The 17,716-nt window shown below is 44.0% G+C and carries 18 protein-coding genes and 3 pseudogenes; 14 read left to right on the top strand and 7 right to left on the bottom strand.

Annotated elements, in window-relative coordinates; all coding sequences use genetic code 11:
* Positions 1-270 precede the first annotated feature (270 nt).
* The 3 genes and pseudogenes from cysT to TT11_RS05865 form a co-directional block, all read left to right on the top strand.
* Positions 271-1,056, top strand: a complete 786-nt coding sequence (cysT, locus tag TT11_RS05875) for a sulfate ABC transporter permease subunit CysT (RefSeq protein ID WP_370587799.1) — start codon at positions 271-273, stop codon at positions 1,054-1,056.
* A gap of 1 nt (position 1,057) precedes the next feature.
* Positions 1,058-2,008 carry a sulfate ABC transporter permease subunit CysW gene (gene cysW / locus TT11_RS05870; protein WP_191113619.1) on the top strand — a complete coding sequence of 317 codons (951 nt, stop codon included), beginning with the start codon at positions 1,058-1,060 and terminating at the stop codon, positions 2,006-2,008.
* Positions 2,009-2,104: 96 nt separating this feature from the next.
* Positions 2,105-2,817, top strand: a pseudogene (locus TT11_RS05865) (sulfate/molybdate ABC transporter ATP-binding protein); the annotation flags it as partial.
* 180 nt (positions 2,818-2,997) lie between these two features.
* Here TT11_RS05865 and TT11_RS17080 read toward each other — a convergent pair.
* Both TT11_RS17080 and TT11_RS17075 read right to left on the bottom strand, forming a co-directional pair.
* Positions 2,998-3,147 (bottom strand): hypothetical protein, encoded by a 150-nt coding sequence (locus TT11_RS17080; protein ID WP_370587801.1) that lies wholly within the window; start codon positions 3,145-3,147, stop codon positions 2,998-3,000.
* Positions 3,122-3,202 carry a hypothetical protein gene (locus TT11_RS17075; RefSeq protein ID WP_370587798.1) on the bottom strand — a complete coding sequence of 27 codons (81 nt, stop codon included), beginning with the start codon at positions 3,200-3,202 and terminating at the stop codon, positions 3,122-3,124. Before TT11_RS17075 ends, TT11_RS17080 begins: the two co-directional genes overlap by 26 nt.
* 517 nt (positions 3,203-3,719) lie before the next feature.
* Here TT11_RS17075 and TT11_RS05855 point away from each other — a divergent pair.
* The 3 genes and pseudogenes from TT11_RS05855 to bfr (TT11_RS05845) all read left to right on the top strand — a co-directional run bounded on the left by TT11_RS05855 (position 3,720) and on the right by bfr (TT11_RS05845) (position 5,308).
* Positions 3,720-3,911, top strand: a complete 192-nt coding sequence (locus TT11_RS05855) for a bacterioferritin-associated ferredoxin (protein WP_101205900.1) — start codon at positions 3,720-3,722, stop codon at positions 3,909-3,911.
* 359 nt (positions 3,912-4,270) lie between these two features.
* Positions 4,271-4,759, top strand: a complete 489-nt coding sequence (gene bfr / locus TT11_RS05850; RefSeq protein WP_057760257.1) for a bacterioferritin — start codon at positions 4,271-4,273, stop codon at positions 4,757-4,759.
* A 68-nt stretch (positions 4,760-4,827) separates the two neighbouring features.
* Positions 4,828-5,308 (top strand): annotated as a pseudogene (gene bfr / locus TT11_RS05845) (bacterioferritin).
* A gap of 182 nt (positions 5,309-5,490) precedes the next feature.
* Here the strand turns inward: bfr (TT11_RS05845) and TT11_RS05840 are convergent.
* Together TT11_RS05840 and TT11_RS05835 are read right to left on the bottom strand one after the other, a co-directional pair.
* Entirely contained in the window at positions 5,491-6,672 is a 1,182-nt protein-coding gene (locus TT11_RS05840; RefSeq protein WP_261869502.1) for an MFS transporter, read from the bottom strand.
* Positions 6,673-6,696: 24 nt separating this feature from the next.
* Positions 6,697-6,867 (bottom strand): hypothetical protein, encoded by a 171-nt coding sequence (locus tag TT11_RS05835; RefSeq protein ID WP_261869500.1) that lies wholly within the window; start codon positions 6,865-6,867, stop codon positions 6,697-6,699.
* 341 nt (positions 6,868-7,208) lie between these two features.
* On the opposite strand from TT11_RS05835, the gene yghU reads away from it, so the two are divergent.
* From yghU to uvrA, 8 genes and pseudogenes are all read left to right on the top strand, one after another.
* Complete coding sequence (gene yghU, locus TT11_RS05830) at positions 7,209-8,030, top strand: glutathione-dependent disulfide-bond oxidoreductase (protein ID WP_261869499.1); 822 nt, start codon at positions 7,209-7,211, stop codon at positions 8,028-8,030.
* Positions 8,031-8,573: 543 nt separating this feature from the next.
* Positions 8,574-9,500, top strand: coding sequence for a DUF1176 domain-containing protein (locus TT11_RS05825; RefSeq protein WP_261869497.1), 927 nt, complete (start codon positions 8,574-8,576; stop codon positions 9,498-9,500).
* Positions 9,484-9,588 carry a DUF1176 domain-containing protein gene (locus TT11_RS05820; protein ID WP_261869496.1) on the top strand — a complete coding sequence of 35 codons (105 nt, stop codon included), beginning with the start codon at positions 9,484-9,486 and terminating at the stop codon, positions 9,586-9,588. The genes TT11_RS05825 and TT11_RS05820 overlap by 17 nt, the downstream gene beginning before the upstream one ends.
* Before the next feature lie 604 nt (positions 9,589-10,192).
* A complete protein-coding gene (locus tag TT11_RS05815; RefSeq protein WP_261869495.1) occupies positions 10,193-11,875 on the top strand; it encodes a DEAD/DEAH box helicase in 1,683 nt (560 codons plus the stop codon).
* 302 nt (positions 11,876-12,177) lie between these two features.
* Positions 12,178-12,429 carry a DUF819 family protein gene (locus tag TT11_RS05810; RefSeq protein ID WP_261869493.1) on the top strand — a complete coding sequence of 84 codons (252 nt, stop codon included), beginning with the start codon at positions 12,178-12,180 and terminating at the stop codon, positions 12,427-12,429.
* Between the two features lie 17 nt (positions 12,430-12,446).
* Positions 12,447-12,767, top strand: coding sequence for a DUF819 family protein (locus TT11_RS05805; RefSeq protein WP_261869492.1), 321 nt, complete (start codon positions 12,447-12,449; stop codon positions 12,765-12,767).
* Positions 12,755-13,354, top strand: a complete 600-nt coding sequence (locus TT11_RS05800; RefSeq protein ID WP_261869539.1) for a DUF819 domain-containing protein — start codon at positions 12,755-12,757, stop codon at positions 13,352-13,354. The genes TT11_RS05805 and TT11_RS05800 overlap by 13 nt, the downstream gene beginning before the upstream one ends.
* A 306-nt stretch (positions 13,355-13,660) precedes the next feature.
* Positions 13,661-16,180 (top strand): annotated as a pseudogene (gene uvrA, locus TT11_RS05795) (excinuclease ABC subunit UvrA).
* 96 nt (positions 16,181-16,276) lie between these two features.
* On the opposite strand, the gene TT11_RS05790 reads toward uvrA, so the two are convergent.
* The 3 genes from TT11_RS05790 to TT11_RS05780 form a co-directional block, all read right to left on the bottom strand.
* Positions 16,277-16,450: a hypothetical protein gene (locus TT11_RS05790; RefSeq protein ID WP_261869491.1), complete on the bottom strand. Its 174-nt coding sequence runs from the start codon at positions 16,448-16,450 to the stop codon at positions 16,277-16,279.
* The gene (locus tag TT11_RS05785; protein WP_261869490.1) at positions 16,423-17,430 is read right to left on the bottom strand and encodes a reverse transcriptase family protein; all 1,008 of its coding nucleotides are present in this window, start codon (positions 17,428-17,430) and stop codon (positions 16,423-16,425) included. The genes TT11_RS05790 and TT11_RS05785 overlap by 28 nt, the downstream gene beginning before the upstream one ends.
* A gap of 77 nt (positions 17,431-17,507) precedes the next feature.
* On the bottom strand, positions 17,508-17,714 hold the full coding sequence (locus TT11_RS05780; protein ID WP_261869489.1) for a hypothetical protein: 207 nt from the start codon (positions 17,712-17,714) through the stop codon (positions 17,508-17,510).
* Between the last annotated feature and the right edge of the window lie 2 nt (positions 17,715-17,716).

The following is a 17,716-nucleotide window of genomic DNA, read 5'->3' as shown; positions in this document are numbered from 1 at the left end:
TCAGTTAATCGTACAGTCAGTCATGAAGCACCCCGTAAAGGACATGGTCGTACGCACTATGTCCTTTATATCATAAGCCGACCAATAATAATTTTGATAACAATGGTAACAATGGTCTTACAGTGAGCACCCTCGCTAAGTACCATCAGTTAGGCAATAGGACATCACTATGAGTGCAACATCTTCTTCTGCCAGTAAGCCCGGCAACAAAAAAAAGGTTGGCTGACCCGTTTGCGTCAGCGCAATGTGCTACCCGGGTTCGGTCTGAGCATGGGTATTACTGTCTTTAGCTTGTCGTTATTGGTGGTGCTACCGTTTGCCATGATGGCCTATACCACGACGCAGATGGGTTGGACGGGCTTTTGGGAAACCATTACCCAGCCGCAAGTCACTGCCGCTATCAAGCTAAGCTTATGGATGTCGTTTTTGGCGATGCTGACCAATATGGTATTTGGCACATTGGTCGCATGGGTACTTGTCCGCTATGAGTTTTGGGGTAAGTCACTGATTAATGCCTTGGTTGATTTACCATTTGCACTACCAACGGCCGTTACAGGTATCTCGCTTGCCACTTTATATGCACCTAATGGTTTGATTGGTCAATGGTTTGCCAAGTTCGATATTCAGGTTGCCTTTACGCCGATAGGTATTTGGCTAGCACTGGTTGTGGTGAGCTTCCCCTTTATTGTCCGTGCGGTGCAGCCCGTACTTGCTGAGCTGTCTGTTGAGTTTGAAGAAGCGGCTGCAGTATTGGGCGCTAATCGTTTGACGACTTTTCGTAAAGTGATTTTGCCAGAGTTGTTACCTGCTTTGCTAATGGGTGCAGGTATGATGTTTGCTCGTGCCACTGGTGAGTATGGCTCAGTTATCTTTATCGCGGGTAATATTCCGATGCAGTCTGAGATTTTGCCACTCATCATTATCAGTAAGCTTGAGCAGTTTGATATTCAAGGTGCTTCTGCGGTTGCACTATTTATGCTACTCATATCATTTGTCATCTTGCTGACCATTAATATCATGCAGTGGAAACTGTCGCGCCGTGTAGGAGCTCGCTAATATGCAAATATCTAATAGCTACGACTACCAAAGCAACGCCGCGACCAAAGATACGCCATGGATACGTCGCACCTTTATTGCCATTGCAGTGCTATTCATGATTGTCATGTTGGTCATTCCATTACTGGCTGTGTTTTACGAAGCCTTTAAAAATGGCTGGCAGTTATATATCGCCTCGTTGGTCGATCCTGAAGCCTTACAAGCCATCAAGCTTACGCTTATCACGGCAGGTATTGTCTTGCCAATTAATATGGTAATGGGCATTGCAATTGCATGGTTGGTCACGCGCTATCAGTTTAAAGGTAAGCAGCTGGTCACCACTTTACTAGATTTGCCATTTTCGGTATCACCAGTGGTTGCAGGTTTGATGTTTGTGCTGCTGTTTGGACTGAACTCTACTATCGGCGGCTGGCTTGAGAGTATGGGTTTCCAAGTGATATATGCAGTGCCTGGTATCATTTTGGCGACGCTATTTGTGACCTTTCCTTTTGTTGCGCGTGAGCTGATCCCATTGATGCAGACTCAAGGCGACTCTGAAGAGCAAGCAGCGCTCACGCTAGGTGCGACTGGTTGGCAGACCTTCTGGCATGTGACATTGCCTAATATCAAATGGGCACTGCTATATGGTTTGATTTTGACCAATGCGCGCGCGATGGGTGAGTTTGGTGCGGTCAGCGTGGTATCTGGTCACATTCGCGGCGAGACCAACACCATGCCGCTATTGGTTGAGATTGCCTATAACGATTATAACTTTACCGCTGCGTTTGCCTTATCGAGCATATTGGCTGCATTGGCCTTGGTGACGCTACTGATTCAGCAAGTCATGACCAAGATACAAGAGCGTAAATTTGCCAAGTCTGAGCGGCTTGCCAGTGCACCTGAGCTGCCAGTAAGTGCTAACGCAACGGTCACTACTGAATCGACGAGTGCGGACAGTACTGGAAAGGTATAACTGCCATTAGCTAATAAATGATGTTAATACTACGGATGCAGTCGCTACTCAGCTACTTGCCACGATACGACAAAAGATATAATAAGAGACACGATTATGAGCATTGAGATTCGCAACGTTAATAAAAAAATTCGGCAATTTTACCGCTTTGGATAATATCAATATCACCGTGCCAACTGGCAAATTGACGACGTTACTAGGTCCATCAGGCTGCGGTAAGACCACCTTGCTACGTATTATCGCGGGTCTGGAGTATGCTGACTCTGGACAGGTATTGTTTGATGAGCTGGATGTGACCAATACTCCAGTCCAAAAGCGCCATATTGGCTTTATGTTTCAGCATTATGCGCTGTTTCGCCATAAGAACATCGCGGACAATGTAGCCTTTGGATTGACCTTGTTGCCAAAAAACGAACGCCCGAGTAAAGCTGATATCAATAAGCGTGTGGCAGAGCTCTTAGACCTCGTACAGCTACCACAAGTTGCCAATGCTTATCCGCATCAGCTATCAGGTGGCCAGCGTCAGCGCATTGCATTAGCACGTGCACTAGCTGTCAAACCAAAGCTGTTGCTGCTAGATGAGCCGTTTGGTGCACTAGATGCCAAAGTCCGTAAAGAGCTGCGCACATGGCTAAAAAAACATCCACCACGAGCTTGGTATCACCAGTATCATGGTAACGCACGATCAAGAAGAGGCACGTGCGGTATCAGATGAGATCGTTGTGATGAATCAGGGCCGAGTAGAGCAGGTAGGCACGTCAGAGGAGCTGATACACCAGCCAGCCAACGCCTTTATCAGCGATTTCTTAGATCTTGTATAAGTATTTGACCTAGAGAGTTTTAGATATCAATAGTTGAGCAAAAAAAGACCTACGAAAGTAGGTCTTTTTTGGTCTGGAGCATTGCCGCAGATTTATGGTCTTAAACGCTTTTTATAAAGCACAGTTAAAGAACCAAAAATCTAAGCGGACACAAGCGGACAATCGTATCTAAGCAAGATCCGATACATCTCTACTAGTGCCTCTAGGAGTGATTTGCTCGTAGGTGATGTCTAAGATATCTTGACACCAATCTGGTAAATCATCAGCGACCTCATACCACATCCAAGTACCATCACGTACACAGCTCAAAATACCCAATTTTTTTCAAATGGTTTAGGTGGCGTGATATCGTTGGTTGTGGCTGGTCAAGCATATCTACCAAATCACCCACGCAACGTGCTTCTTTTTTTTAAAAAGAATTTGAAATATTTTTAGACGTGTCGGATCAGATAGGACTTTGAATAAATCGATAGGTCGTATCGTAAAATTATTATCAGACATAGGATAATTCCAATGGGCTTCGTTAATAGGGGTTCAGTATAACAGCAGTTATCTACAAAATCGATTAAAAAAATAAGCAAATTTACAGTTCATCGTCAATTCACTACCTTTGACAATATTCGGTTACACGCACACTTATATCCACTTACATAAATGAACTGCCTGTAATATAAGGATGCTGTCTCGAAAAATAAATATATCGAATGTGATTGAAAATGATAATAATTATCGTTATTATACTGCAAGCGATAAACGTGATTTCAACGACTAAGTTTTCATTGCTAAAAAACAGTAAATTATCCGTTTATCAATGACACTTATCACAAAGGTTTTTATATAAGTGTCGTATGCTGTCATTATCGAATAGTGGTATTCCGAGGAGCCAATCCATGTACGTATGTATCTGCAACAACGTAAAAGAAAAGCAAATCAAAGCAGCTATTGCTGCAGGTGTTGATACGCTCGATGGTCTAAAAGATACGCTCGATGTAGCAACGTGCTGTGGCTGTTGTGAGCCGATGGTCAATGACTACCTAGACGAACACCATGCAAAACTCGACAATCTAGCATACGCTGTTTAAATATTATCAATTATATACCTTGTAATATAATACGATAAAATATATTCAATATTCTGCATCTAACTTTATTATACCTAAAGGGTCGGGTGCAAGCGTCCATATAATCTCACTCAAACGCCAACATGTTACATAACACATATCAATACTAGTTGTAGCTAATTATGATTCTCAATTAGCATCTTATTCTTAGTTCATAACGTTACACCCTATACTGCGCCTGTATGCTACTATATTTACCTAAGATTAGAAGCCATTTTATTGATTTTGATTTTACTGATCAGTTTGCCAATTATGCTATCCTTATATGATAAATTGTGGATGTATGGTGATCGGTAAAAATAAATAGGGGAGTACGCGTTATGATAGGTAGCCAGAAAGTCATTGATTATTTGAATTTCTTACTAGGTGGTGAGCTTGCCGCTCGTGACCAATATTTTATTCATTCAGAGATGTACGCTGAGTGGCACTATGGCAAGTTATACGACCGTATCCATCATGAAATGGAAGACGAAACGCTACACGCACAGAATATCATTCGCCGTATCTTGATGTTGAGTGGCACGCCAAAGATGTCGGTCGACGCTATCCATATTGGTGCGACTGTCCCTGAGATGTTGCAGTTTGACCTAGATTTAGAGTACCAAGTACAAAAGCATCTAAAAGAAGGCATCGCACTTTGCGAAGCAGAGCATGACTATGTCACGCGCGAGATGTTGGTCGAGCAACTGAAAGACACCGAAGAAGATCATGCGCATTGGCTTGAGCAGCAGCTCCGTCTCATCGACATGATTGGTCTACCGAATTACCTACAAAGCCAAATGGCTGAAGTCACTCCTAATATTGTCTGATATCATCCTACGTATGAATAGCATTCACAGTATTTAGCATAAATAACAGAGATTAAGGGAGAAAGGTAATGACAGGGGATAAAGAAGTTATTCGCGCGTTAAATAAAGTACTTGGGCAGTCACTGATTGCCATCAACCAGTATTTTTTTGCATGCACGTATTGCACGTCATTGGGGGCTAGAAGCGCTTAATGACTCATTATATAAGCAATCTATTGCTGAGATGAAATGGTCAGACGACCTGATCGCTCGTATTTTACTGTTGGGCGGCTTGCCAAACTTGCAGGAACTGGGCAAAGTATTGGTTGGCGAAGATGTACCAGAAATCATTGAGTGCAATCTACGTCTTGAGAGACAAAAGTTCGATATTATTACTGATGCCGTCACCTTATGTGAGACAAAGTCTGACTATGTCTCTCGCCAGCTATTAGTCACGTTAAAAGATGGCAATGAAGAGTATGAAGACTGGTTAGAGACGCAGCAGGACTTAATCAAGAGTATTGGTGTAGAGCGCTACATCCAATCGCAAATGAGTGATGATGACGCATAATAGTATTAACTATTGATGTAAGTCGTAATAAAAAGCCAGTATGAGATTGATAATCCAATCGCTTACTGGCTTTTTTTCTGTCTATAGATAAGCTATTTTTAACGTTTCGGCTATATAGAATAGAGATGTGTCGTACGTAAAGTCTCACTTAATAGAAAGCTTTTCTCGATTGAAGACACGCCCTAGTATAAACCGCGGCCATCCTCAGGTTTTAAACGTAAAAAATACAGCCCCGAGAGAATGGTCAAAATGCCCAATATCCAATAAGTGGTTTGGAACGCTACTAGTGTATCCATCTGTAGACGCTCACGTAATAGATTCAATACAGCAGCACCGAACGCAATACCAAAGCTAATCGCTAGCTGCTGATTAACTGCCATTAAGCTGTTACCACTACTGGTTTGTGTGCCCTGTAAATCGCCAATAGTAATCGTATTCATCGCACTGAACTGCATGGAGTTACAGGCACCCATGATGGTCAGGATGGGTATAAACCATAGCCACTGCGAGGCATCATTAAACTGCGCTAGCACAATGATAAGCGAACCCATAAACAAGGTATTATAGACCAGTACTTTACGGTAGCTAAACCGCTGAATAATCTTGCTAACCCAAGGTTTGATACCTATAGCACCCACCGCAATCGGGGCAAGCAACCAACCTGCCTGCGAAGGTGAGTACTCAAACACCACTTGGAGTAACAAGGGCAGCAAAAATGGCACGGCACTGATACCAAGCCGCGTAAACAAATTGCCTGTAATACCAATTCGAAAGGTGCGAATATCAAACAAGCTGAGTGGAAACAGGGGAGCTGCTCGCCGTTTGGCATGCCAGACATACGCGCCTATCAATAGACTTGCGCCCAACCCAAGCAACAACCCATAAACTCCGCGACCTGTCTGTGAACCAAACTCGACAGCCAGTGTGAACCCGCAAGCAGCGGCAGCAAACAATACAAACCCTGTCCAATCAAGACGCTTAGTATCTTCATATAGCGCTGGCACCAGTTTTTTGCCCATAATAAAACCTGCCACGCCCATCGGTATATTGATCAAAAATATCCAATGCCAGCTAGCATATTGCACGATATAGCCGCCTAATACTGGACCGACTAGCGGTGCAACCAACGCTGGTATCACAGCGAAATTCATCACAGTGAGCAGCTTATTGCGCGGATAAGACTTAACCAATATCAAACGAGCGACAGGCGTCATCATGCACCGCCGATACCCTGTACCACACGTGAGGCAACCAAAAAATCTAGCGTTTGCGACGCCGCGCACAGTAATGAGCCAATACAAAAAAATGATGACCGCTGATAAAAATACGCGGCGTGTGCCATATTTATCCGCTAAAAAAACCACTGATAGGGATAAAAATCGCCAAGGTTAATGCATAGCTGATGACAGCCACTGCATCTTTAGTGGCGACTCACCCAACGCCTGTGCCATTTGTGGCAATGAGGTGTTCAAAATAGTAGCGTCTAAAATTTGCATAAATAGCGCTACCGCTAGTACGTAAGGTAGGTATTTATCTTGAGTCGGGGTGAGCGTTACCATGTGAGTCCCATTGAACGTCTCGTTATGGAATAAGAAAATAGCGGATTTGCGAGCAGATCACTATGCAAGCTGAGTAGTATAAGAAAGCCTAGCTCATAATAAAAGTGACTCAAAGTAACTGATATAAAATAACTTATATAAGAGCAACGATGCAAAGGATTGCTAAAAAAAGGCAAAGAGGCGAAACAGGACAAAGAAGTTGCTCAGTGCTAATAGTGTATCTCTCTTTACTTTAGCAGTAGAAACACAACATTGATTACAAGAGAGGACTTTAATATCGTTACGAGTTCTCGTTATAGTAAACCTTCGCGGCAGTCATAAATACAAACCGAGGATAAATTATGAGTCAAGATAATAATAAATACGTACCACCAAAAGTTTGGACACAAGATAAAGATAATGGCGGCAAGTTTGCTAGTATTAATAGTCCAACGTCTGGAGCTCGCTATGATAAAGAGCTGCCCGTTGGTGATGCTCCGTTACAGCTGTACTCGTTAAATACACCAAATGGTGTTAAGGTAAACATACTATTAGAAGAGCTGGCCGAACTTGGTATTGATGGGGCAGCATATGATGCCTATAAAATCGATATTTCTAAAGGTGAGCAGTTTGGCTCAGGGTTCGTAGAGATAAACCCCAATTCAAAGATTCCAGCCTTGGTCGATCATTCTACTGATACAGCGGGGGAGCCGATAGCACTCTTTGAGTCGGGTGCTATCTTAATGTATCTAGCAGAAAAGTTTGATAATTTCCTACCACTGGCTACTGGCAAAGCGCGAGCAGATTGTTTGTCTTGGATTATGTGGCAAATGGGTAGCGCGCCTTTCTTAGGTGGCGGCTTTGGACACTTTTATGCGTATGCGCCTGAACCTCTAGAGTACCCAATCAACCGCTATACGATGGAAACCAAGCGTCAGCTCGATGTATTAGATACGCATTTAAAAGATAATGAGTACCTGTGCGGCAATGATGAATCTGATTACAACATTGCGGATATGATTGTCTGGTCTTGGTATGGTCAGTTGGCACTAGGTAAGCTCTATGACGCGGCAGAATTTTTACAAGTAGAAGACTATAAACACTTGCAGCGTTGGGCTAAGAAAATCGCTGAACGTCCTGCGGTTAAACGTGCAGTAGCGCTAGAGCTAAAACCAATCGACTAAACTAAGTACTCAATACAGTTTAGATCTAACAGTACAGTTTAAGCATAAATAAACCTTAAACAGAGCAGCAAGGCTGATAAGCAAATAGCTTATCAGCCTTTTTATATATTCATAAAAATGAATATAACGTATGCTAGGTCTTCCTTTTTTATTTACACAATGATACATTAGTACAACAGATAGAAACACTAGTGCGTTAAGATAGCCGAGCACCATTACAATAGACAGGTGTTTATACTTCTTCTACTGAAAGGTGATGATTATGAAAGACAATAATTATATAAACGATATGTCGCTATCAAGAGGCGCTGATTTAACTGGTGTTAGTAGGTCAGGCATTATCTATGACGATAATAAGTATGATGACAATAGCTATAAAAACAGTGCCCAGTCTAATAAAAATCCCAAAAACATCACTGTAGAGTATTATTCAGAAAACATACCTAAAAAAAATAAAAGAACAACCCACCTATATGATAAAAAAATAAAATATTACTGCCTGTACTTGCAGCGCTTAGTACCGCTTTATTTAGTACCACCAGTATGGCCAATACATCGACTGAGTTTACCAGTCAAGACTGGCAAGTCGCTTGTGATAATACGCGTACGTGCCGGCTGGCAGGGTATCAAGCAGAGAATAACAGTGAGTTTCCGGTTTCTATATTGCTCGTACGCCGTGCAGGTGCAAATGCTGGCGTGGATGGTAAAGTAAAGCTTGGCGGAGCAAAGGACAGCTCTTCTAAAGCCTTAATGCAGCTCGGTAATCGTCATCGCATCTCGTTGTTTATTAATGACAAGGATTATGGTGAGACGAAGCCATATTCAGCCGCTGCAGGTAACGCTGAGCTTACTCAAGCGCAGGTAACTGCATTGTTAGAAGCTTTGACCAAATCTAGCAAGATTACGTTGGCCTTGCGCAATTCACGTTGGCAGCTCTCTGACAAAGGTGCCAGTGCTGCTATGCTAAAAGCCGATGAGTTCCAAGGTCGCGTTGGTACATCCAGTGCTTTTATCAAAAATGACGATGCTGCTAAATCTAGTGGCGGTATATTACCTCCCAAAGCCGCGCCAGTACTGCAGTTCATCGTTCCAAGCGCCAAAGCGGACGATGGTAATGACAAAAAGTTTGTGATGAGGTCCTCTCAGTTGGCAGCGTTGGTAAAAGGCACAATGAAAGATGCAGACAGCGTTTGTCCCAATCTTTCAGACAAATCACCTTGGCGTATCAGTCGTCTAAATGGCTCTCAGCTGTTGGCACAGCATGAGTGCTGGACAGGCGCTTATAACGCTGGAGCAGGGGTTTGGGTGCTCAATGATAGTAAACCTTATAAGCCAACGTTGGTTACGACCAATGCTACTGGCTACGATAAAGGCAAGCTTACCTCTGTACAAAAAGGTCGCGGCATCGGTGATTGCATGAGCAAAACCGATTGGCTATGGACGGGCCGTGCATTTGAAAAAAAGCCATGAAAGCACCACTGGACTTTGCCGCTTAATCGAGGCGGGCGGGGCATGGCAGCTACCTACTTATGTAACAGAAGTCAAAGTAGTACGATAGATAAACAGTGAGTAGCTCATTTGCTTTAGTTATTCAATTCTGCTGTAGTTATTAAATAAAACAACTAAACTTGTTTATTATCAACACTGTTAGTGCTTATTTACTCAGTAATTGAAGAAATAGGTACATATATTTTTTTATTGTGCTATACTGCGTCGCCACGTTAGCTTAGGCTTTCGTGAATTATGAGATTGATAACATCGCCTGCGATTTTGGGTCTAGGATGACCATAAGTAATTGTTGCCGATGATTTTGTGTACTTAAATAACCTTTTAAAATATCAGTTATTTTTGACTCATATCTTATCTACTGGCCTATAACTAGGGTCTAGATTGGTTGCTGTTTGCCTTTATCTGCTTTGGACAAAGCATTGATAATGAGCGTATATCAAGCAAGGATAAGACACTCGGCACTACCACCAAAATACGTCAGACAGCACGAACGCATTTATTATAAAGACGCTAAGCTCTATTGGCTTGGTTTCTGATTATCGACAATTTTATATTGCTCGGTAATGCTAATAAGAGCAGCGTGGTGAACGGTTATCAGTGGTATGCATCAAGTTTGCTGAATTTACAGCAACTTATACTTACCAAGGATTCTTATGACTGACATCTTATCTGCAATCGCCGCTGAAAACGGCATCATCGAAAGCACTGACACTCCAAATACTGATAACAATACTCAAGCGGCTGCTACTGACGCCACTGAAGAAAACAAAATAACTTTTACTGATCTTGGCATTGCTAAGCCAATTCTTACTGCCCTTGATCGCAGTGGCTATACCAATCCAACCCCTATTCAAGAACAAGCCATTCCTTTTGCTCTAGCTGGTCGTGACCTTTTATTGTCAGCGCAAACGGGTAGTGGTAAAACAGCGGCTTTCGTTATCCCTGTACTTGACCGTTTGAGCCGTGCTACTAGCTTTGACAAACTAACCAAAGCACTTATCCTAACGCCAACGCGTGAACTTGCTCAGCAAGTACATGACAGCGTTCGCACTTATTCTAAAGATATGCGCGGTCTATTTTGTGTACCACTAGTTGGCGGCGCACCATACAACGGTCAGATCACTGCTTTGAAAAAGGGCGTTCAAGTAATCGTTGCAACTCCTGGTCGTCTACTTGACCATATCAATGCAGGTCGCGTTGATTTGTCAAACCTAGAAGTATTGGTACTTGACGAAGCTGACCGTATGCTAGACATGGGTTTTGCTGATGATATCAGTGATATCCTTCGTGCAGCACCAATCGATCGTCAAACGATCATGTGTTCAGCAACTTGGGATGGCCCAGTAGGTAAAATCGCTGCTAGCTTCACTAAGAACCCTGAGCGCGTATCAATCAAAGTAGAATCTGCACACATTGAAGAAAAAGTGTACTACTGTGATGATTTTGATCACAAAAACCGTTTACTTGACAAAATCGTTTGCCAGCAAGATATGGAACAGATCATTATCTTTGCTGCTACCAAACGTAGCACTGAAAAACTGGCTAAACAGCTACAAGAAGCGGGCCATAAAGCAAGCTTCCTACATGGTGACTTGCCACAGAGCAAGCGTAACCGTATCGTTCAAGACTTGCGTAATGGTAAAGTAAAAATCCTAGTAGCGACTGACGTTGCTGCACGTGGTCTAGATATCCCAGCTATCTCGCACGTTATCAACTATGACTTGCCGCGTCAGACTGAAGATTACGTCCATCGTATCGGTCGTTGTGGTCGTGCTGGTCGTACTGGTGTTGCTATCAGCCTATGTAGCATGGATGATCGTCCACAGCTTAACGCTATCAACCGTTATTTAGATCGCAAAATGGAAGTATGTATCATCGAAGGTATGGAGCCTAAGAAAACTTACGTACCTAGCGAAAACAAAGGTAATGGCCGTGGCCGTGGTCGTTCTAACGGCGGTGGCGGTCAAGGCCGTGGTCGTTCAGGCGGTGGCTATGCTGGTAAATCTAGCGGTGGTGGTCAAGGTCGTGGTCGTTCAAGCGACAGCAACACTGGTCAACGCGCTAGCAATGACAGCGGTTATCAAGGTAAGCCACGTGACACGTCAGGCAAACCAAATGAGCGTTCAGGTGGCAAGCCGTATCAAGGCAAGCGCACTGGTGCCCAAGCCGCGGTGATAGCAATGGCGTTCCACGTGGTGAGCGTGCTGCAACTGGTCGCGGTCGTCCAAGCGGCAGCCAAGGTCGTCCAGCTGGTCGTTCTGACAGCCGTGGCCAAGGTCGTCCAAACGGCGGCAACCGTGGTAACAACTCGTAATACAGCTATATTTGACGATTAAAATCGTTGATTCATTAATCGTCTAAAGATAGCACTAAAAAAGCCAGATACTTGTTATCTGGTTTTTTTGCGTTTACCTGTTTTATATTGCTCAATAACGGGCGTATGACGTTACGTGTCTAGCCGTCACCTTGCTATTTATTCCGTCAAATACTACTCGGCAAATCCTAGCTAATAGTCGATGGCTGCTTGCAGGAGTTTTTTTGCCTTGTCTATACTGATTTACTTTTGCCCGTTGTAACTCTTGGAGCGCCTTGATGCCTGCCACCTCAAACTTAGCAATTGATAATTTGCCATTAGCCTTTGGCATCATCATGGCCATTATTGGTCTGGTTTTTTTATACCCAAGGCTTACCGGGTAAATTTTGGCGTCGATTTTATGCCATATTGCCTGGTATTGTGCTTTGCTGCTTTATACCAGCTACTCTAAATAGCTTAGGCGTGTTTGCCGATGGTATTGGTTCGCAGATTTATGGTTTTACTGCCACTTACTTACTGCCAGCAAGTTTGCTGTTGATGACCTTGTCCATGGATGTGCCTAAAATACTGGCTTAGGCTGGAAAGCAATCGCGATGTTTTTTGCTGCCAGTATTGCTATCGTCATCAGTGGCCCGATCAGTTTGGGAGTCGCTAAGTGGATATCGCCTGCGATGTTTACCGATGATACGTTATGGCGTGGGTTCTCGGCCGTAGCAGGCAGCTGGATAGGCGGCGCGGCCAACCAAGCGGCAATGAAGGAGCTGTTTGGGGTCAGTGATGATTTGTTTGGTATGATGATTTTGGTTGATACTACCAATGCCTCATTGTGGCTGCTGGCTATTTTGTTAATGGCGAAACATAGCGACAAGATAGACCGTTTTTACGCGCGGATACCAGTAGCATTGATAAAGTAGTCAAAGCAGTTGAAAGCTATGAGCGTGATCATGCCCGCCCAGCAACCATTAATGATTTGATGGTGATGTTTGGTTTATGCTTTGCCATGGTCGGAGTGGCGCACTTTGTCGGTGGCCAGATTGCAGATTTCTTTGCCCCTTATAGTTGGGCCGTTCAATATAGCTTTGCCAGCTCGTTCTTTTGGATGGTGGTAATTATTACGGTAATAGGTGTTATATTTTCGTTTACTAAGATACGTAGGTTAGATCATGTTGGCGCATCAAAAATCGGCACGGTATTTATCTTTGTATTAATCGCCGCGATTGGTATGCAAATCAATCTGGCTGGAATCGTCTCGCAGTGGCGACTATTGCTTATCGGTTTACTATGGATGAGCATCCATGTCGTTATCATATTTGCCGTTGCTAGAATCATTCGAGCACCGTTCTTCTTTTTGGCAGTTGGCTCTAATGCCAATACGGGCGGTGCTTCTTCTGCACCGATTGTCGCCACAGCTTTTCATCCATCGCTAGCGCCTGTTGGCGTGTTCTTGGGTATTTTAGGTTACGCAGTAGGGACATTTGGTGGTTATATCAGCACCAATTGATGCGCTTGGTTGTGTCTTAATGTCTAAATTTTCAGTTCTTGCTAAACAAAACCCGCCTTGATGCGGGTTTTTTATTATTAATGATTGGGTGACTTGAGTTATCGTTTTGTCTATCTATGCTATTGATATGTAAGCCTAGCCATGGCCACACATGAGTACGTGTTAACCTTTCTGCTAATTAAATAAAGACAACTAATCAAGTAAAGAAAACTAAGCACGTTAGGAATAAACAACGATTCGATAGGAACAATAACGCTATGGCAAATTCAGAAAAATTAGAAGAAAAAAACAAGTAAAACAAGCACAGTGAGAAATACCCTTTATAACCCTGACCAAGATAATATTCAGGTCAGAGGTGCGCGCGTACACAATTTGAAGAACGTTGATGTTGACTTACCTCGTAATGCATTGGTGGTCTTTACTGGTATCTCAGGCTCAGGCAAGTCGTCATTAGCATTCGGTACACTATTTGCCGAGTCACAACGCCGTTATCTTGATTCTGTATCGCCTTATGCCAGACGACTCATTGATCAGGTCGATGAGCCAGACGTTGATTCTATAGAAGGGTTACCACCAGCAGTCGCTTTACAGCAGAAGCGAGGTACGCCTTCAGTGCGCTCGTCTGTGGGTAGCGTTACGACGATATCCAATGGCCTGCGCATGCTGTACTCACGAGCAGGAGAATATCCGGCAGATCAAGGAATACTATATGCCGATGCATTCTCTCCCAATACGCCAGATGGTGCTTGCCCAACTTGTTCAGGTATTGGCCGCGTATTTGAGGTCACTGAAGAGTTGCTGGTGCCAGACAATACCAAGACCATCCGTGAGCGTGCGATTGCAGCATGGCCACCAGCGTGGCAAGGTCAAAACCTTAGTCGTATATTGACCACATTGGGCTATGATATTGATAAACCATGGCACACACTACCTAAAAAAACACGCGACTGGATTTTGTTTACAGATGATACGCCGACAGTGCCTGTCTATCCTGAATACAACATTGAGCAAACGCGCGATGCGATAGAAAAAGGCGAAAAGCAAACTATATGGGTACTTTTACCAGTGCCAAAAACTTCATTTTGCACTCTTTTGCTACCACTCAGAGCCCGCGTACTAAAAAGCGTGTCTCGCAGTTTATGCAGATATCTGAGTGTCCAGAATGTCATGGTAAAAAAACTAAAGAAAGAATCGCTATCGGTTAAGTTTGCAGGATTGGATATAGGCGAGCTATCACAGCTAACGCTAACAGAAATGGCGGAAAAATTAGAAGTAACCGCTTGTACCAAGGTAGCCGATAACACACCAAACCGCGAAAAAGCCATCGTCGCCCAGCGTATCGCCAGTGATATTCTCTCTCGTGTTGAAGCGTTGACAAGATTAGGGTTAGGCTATCTCTCGCTTGAGCGTACCACACCGACTCTCTCTCCTGGCGAGCTACAGCGACTGCGTTTGGCCACTCAAATTCGCTCGCAGCTGTTTGGCGTGGTGTATGTCCTTGATGAGCCATCAGCTGGTTTACATCCTGCTGATACTCAAGCATTGCTAGGGGCGTTGGATGAGCTGATTGCAGCTGGTAATTCTGTGTTTGTTGTTGAGCATGATGTGAGTGTCATTAGACATGCTGATTGGATAGTCGATGTCGGACCAAAGGCAGGTAGCATGGTGGCGAGATTATCTATAGTGGCCCTGTAGATGGACTTCGTAAAGTTGAACAGTCGCATACTGGTCAATACCTATTTGCCAATGCGACGTCTAACGCACAGTCAAAATCTAATACAAGGCAGCCGGCAGCCTGGCTCAAACTTGCCAACATTGAGCGAAATAATATTACAGGATTAGATGTTGAGTTTCCGCTTGGGGTCATGACCAGCGTCACAGGGGTATCAGGATCAGGCAAATCAAGTCTCGTCAGTCAAGCGTTGGTAGAGCTTATCAATGAAGCGTTGGGGCAAAAGACAGTCACAGAAGCGCCTGTCGGTGAGGCGGAATTACTTGAGCAAGAGCTTGAGTCAGTAACTGGCGGTGAAATTGTCGCTGGTATGGAGCACGTCCGTCGCCTTATTAATATCAATCAAAAAGCAATTGGACGTACACCGCGCTCTAATTTGGCAACCTATACTGGCTTGTTTGATGATGTGCGTAAGATTTTTGCGGCGACTAAGCAAGCAAAATCTCATGGCTATGATGCTGGCAGGTTCTCATTTAACACGACCAAAGGCCGCTGCCCAAATTGCGAAGGCTTAGGGTTTGTCAGTGTTGAGCTGTTGTTTCTGCCCAGTGTCTATGCACCTTGTCAGGTTTGTCATGGCCAACGCTATGACGAGGAAACGCTAGCAATCACTTATCGAGACAAAAACATCGCTGAAGTATTAAACTTAACAGTTGAAAAGGCTCACGAATTTTTTTGTTGATGAAGCGCCTATCTTGCGTGCATTAGAGGCGTTACTACAAGTTGGACTTGGTTACTTACGTTTGGGTCAGCCTGCCACTGAATTATCAGGTGGCGAAGCGCAGCGTATTAAGCTTGCCACCGAGCTGCAACGCACGCAGCGAGGCGACACACTATACATATTGGATGAACCAACCACTGGCCTACACCCTGCTGACGTGTCTATGCTCATGATGCAGTTAAATGGTCTTGTCGACGCAGGCAATACCGTCATCATGGTTGAACATGACATGCAAGTGGCAAGCAATAGTGATTGGATTATTGATATTGGGCCAGGAGCAGGGGATGCGGGCGGAATGATTGTTGCTCAAGGTACGCCATATGACGTTGCCCAATCGAAAGACAGCCGTACTGCACCGTTTTTATTGATGTAATAGAAATATATTTATATTAGTACGCGTCATTAAAATAAGTATGAGTATTAGAAATGGGGTTTTCTAATACTCATTTTTATAAATATAAATAAATATCTATACAGATGTCTCTTGCTGCACCTGCAAACGCTCAATTCTATCTAGATAAGCATGTCCTAGCTCCGGCTCTGCCGAGGCTATCCAAGCGGCATATCCTGACAACGTATTTAAAGTCTCATCCGCGCGTAATTTGCCGCCTGCCTCTAAGTTATGAACGGCTGCTCGTAACATTTTTTGATCTGACGAGATACCCTAGGTACGCCTTGTCCATTGACCACCATGCCTGTCACTTGTTGCTGATTGCCTTTACGAATCACACGTGTCTTGTCGTTATTTAACGCAAAACCTTCTTCGCGTAATATCTTATGGACTGAGCCGAGCAGTTGTCCGATTAGCTTATTGTGCTGCGTATCGGCTTGTTTTTTTGCAGTGCTGGTCGTGGATTTAATCGTTGTTTTAGCCTTCGATTTGGGTGTAGTGACTTCAATAGCGGGCACACTAAAGGTCAAGTCATCGGCATAACGGCTATAACGTAGGCCCAATTGTTCTGCCAATCCTGTCAAGCGGCGATCCAGATTTAAGCAAACGATGTTCGTTAATGCTGGACTGGTGGGTGCGCCTTGTGGCAAGGCTCTATCACCCAATGCCACATAATAGGTGATGCCATCTTGCTGTACCACTTGCCTAGGCGACTCCGTACAGAGTAATGCCAGTAATGTGGCAATTTGCTCTGGGTAGCCGGCATGACGGAATACGCCTTTGACACGGCGCCAGCTCACGCTAGGGAAGAAATCTTTGACATCAAGCTTAATAAGGAGCTCACTATTGCTATGTACTGCCGCGTTGGTCACGATAGATTTGCCGCGTACAAAGCCATGGGCGGCACCATGCGTCGTTAAGTTATTCAAAATATTATGCAAAATCCAGCGTTGTACAAACTTCAAACGTGGTATCGGCGACCATATTTGACGTGCTGTCCCATTGCGTTTGGCAATAGTAAAATGCGAATAAGACAGATTGGTGGCAACTTCTCTTTGATAGCACAATCCTTTTAACTGCGGAATGGAAAGGTTAACCGCTTCTGCTAACTCATTATGTTTATGCAGCAATGGCAGTTTGTTTTCAATCAGCCGATTGGCCGCGTCTTTTACGTCCCACTTATCGATACTGGTATCGTCCGTCCAATATATATGACGACCAAGATAAACCATGTGATGCGCTTTGTATGCTTGCCAAGCAGCTTTTTTTGAGACTTTTTTTCTTCAGCCGCCTCTTTTTTCAAGTCTTTTTATAGCGATCCCGTTCTTTTGCTCATGTTATCGACAGGTTGACGCTCGACCATAAAGCCTTGACTGACCAGCTGCTGCTGAACATATTGGTAACGTCCGCCTGCCAGCTCAATATCTTGCCATAGTTGCTGCCACTGACGCTCAAAAGGAGTGGATACTGGCTCAGGGCTGATGTAATCGTTATTGTTGGCTGTGTGTGTGGTCATAC

Origin of the sequence: Psychrobacter sp. JCM 18901 (assembly GCF_000586435.1) — a bacterium.
GTDB lineage: Bacteria > Pseudomonadota > Gammaproteobacteria > Pseudomonadales > Moraxellaceae > Psychrobacter.
The sequence above is the reverse complement of the archived record's forward strand: the minus strand, read 5'-3'. Positions and strand labels throughout refer to the sequence as shown.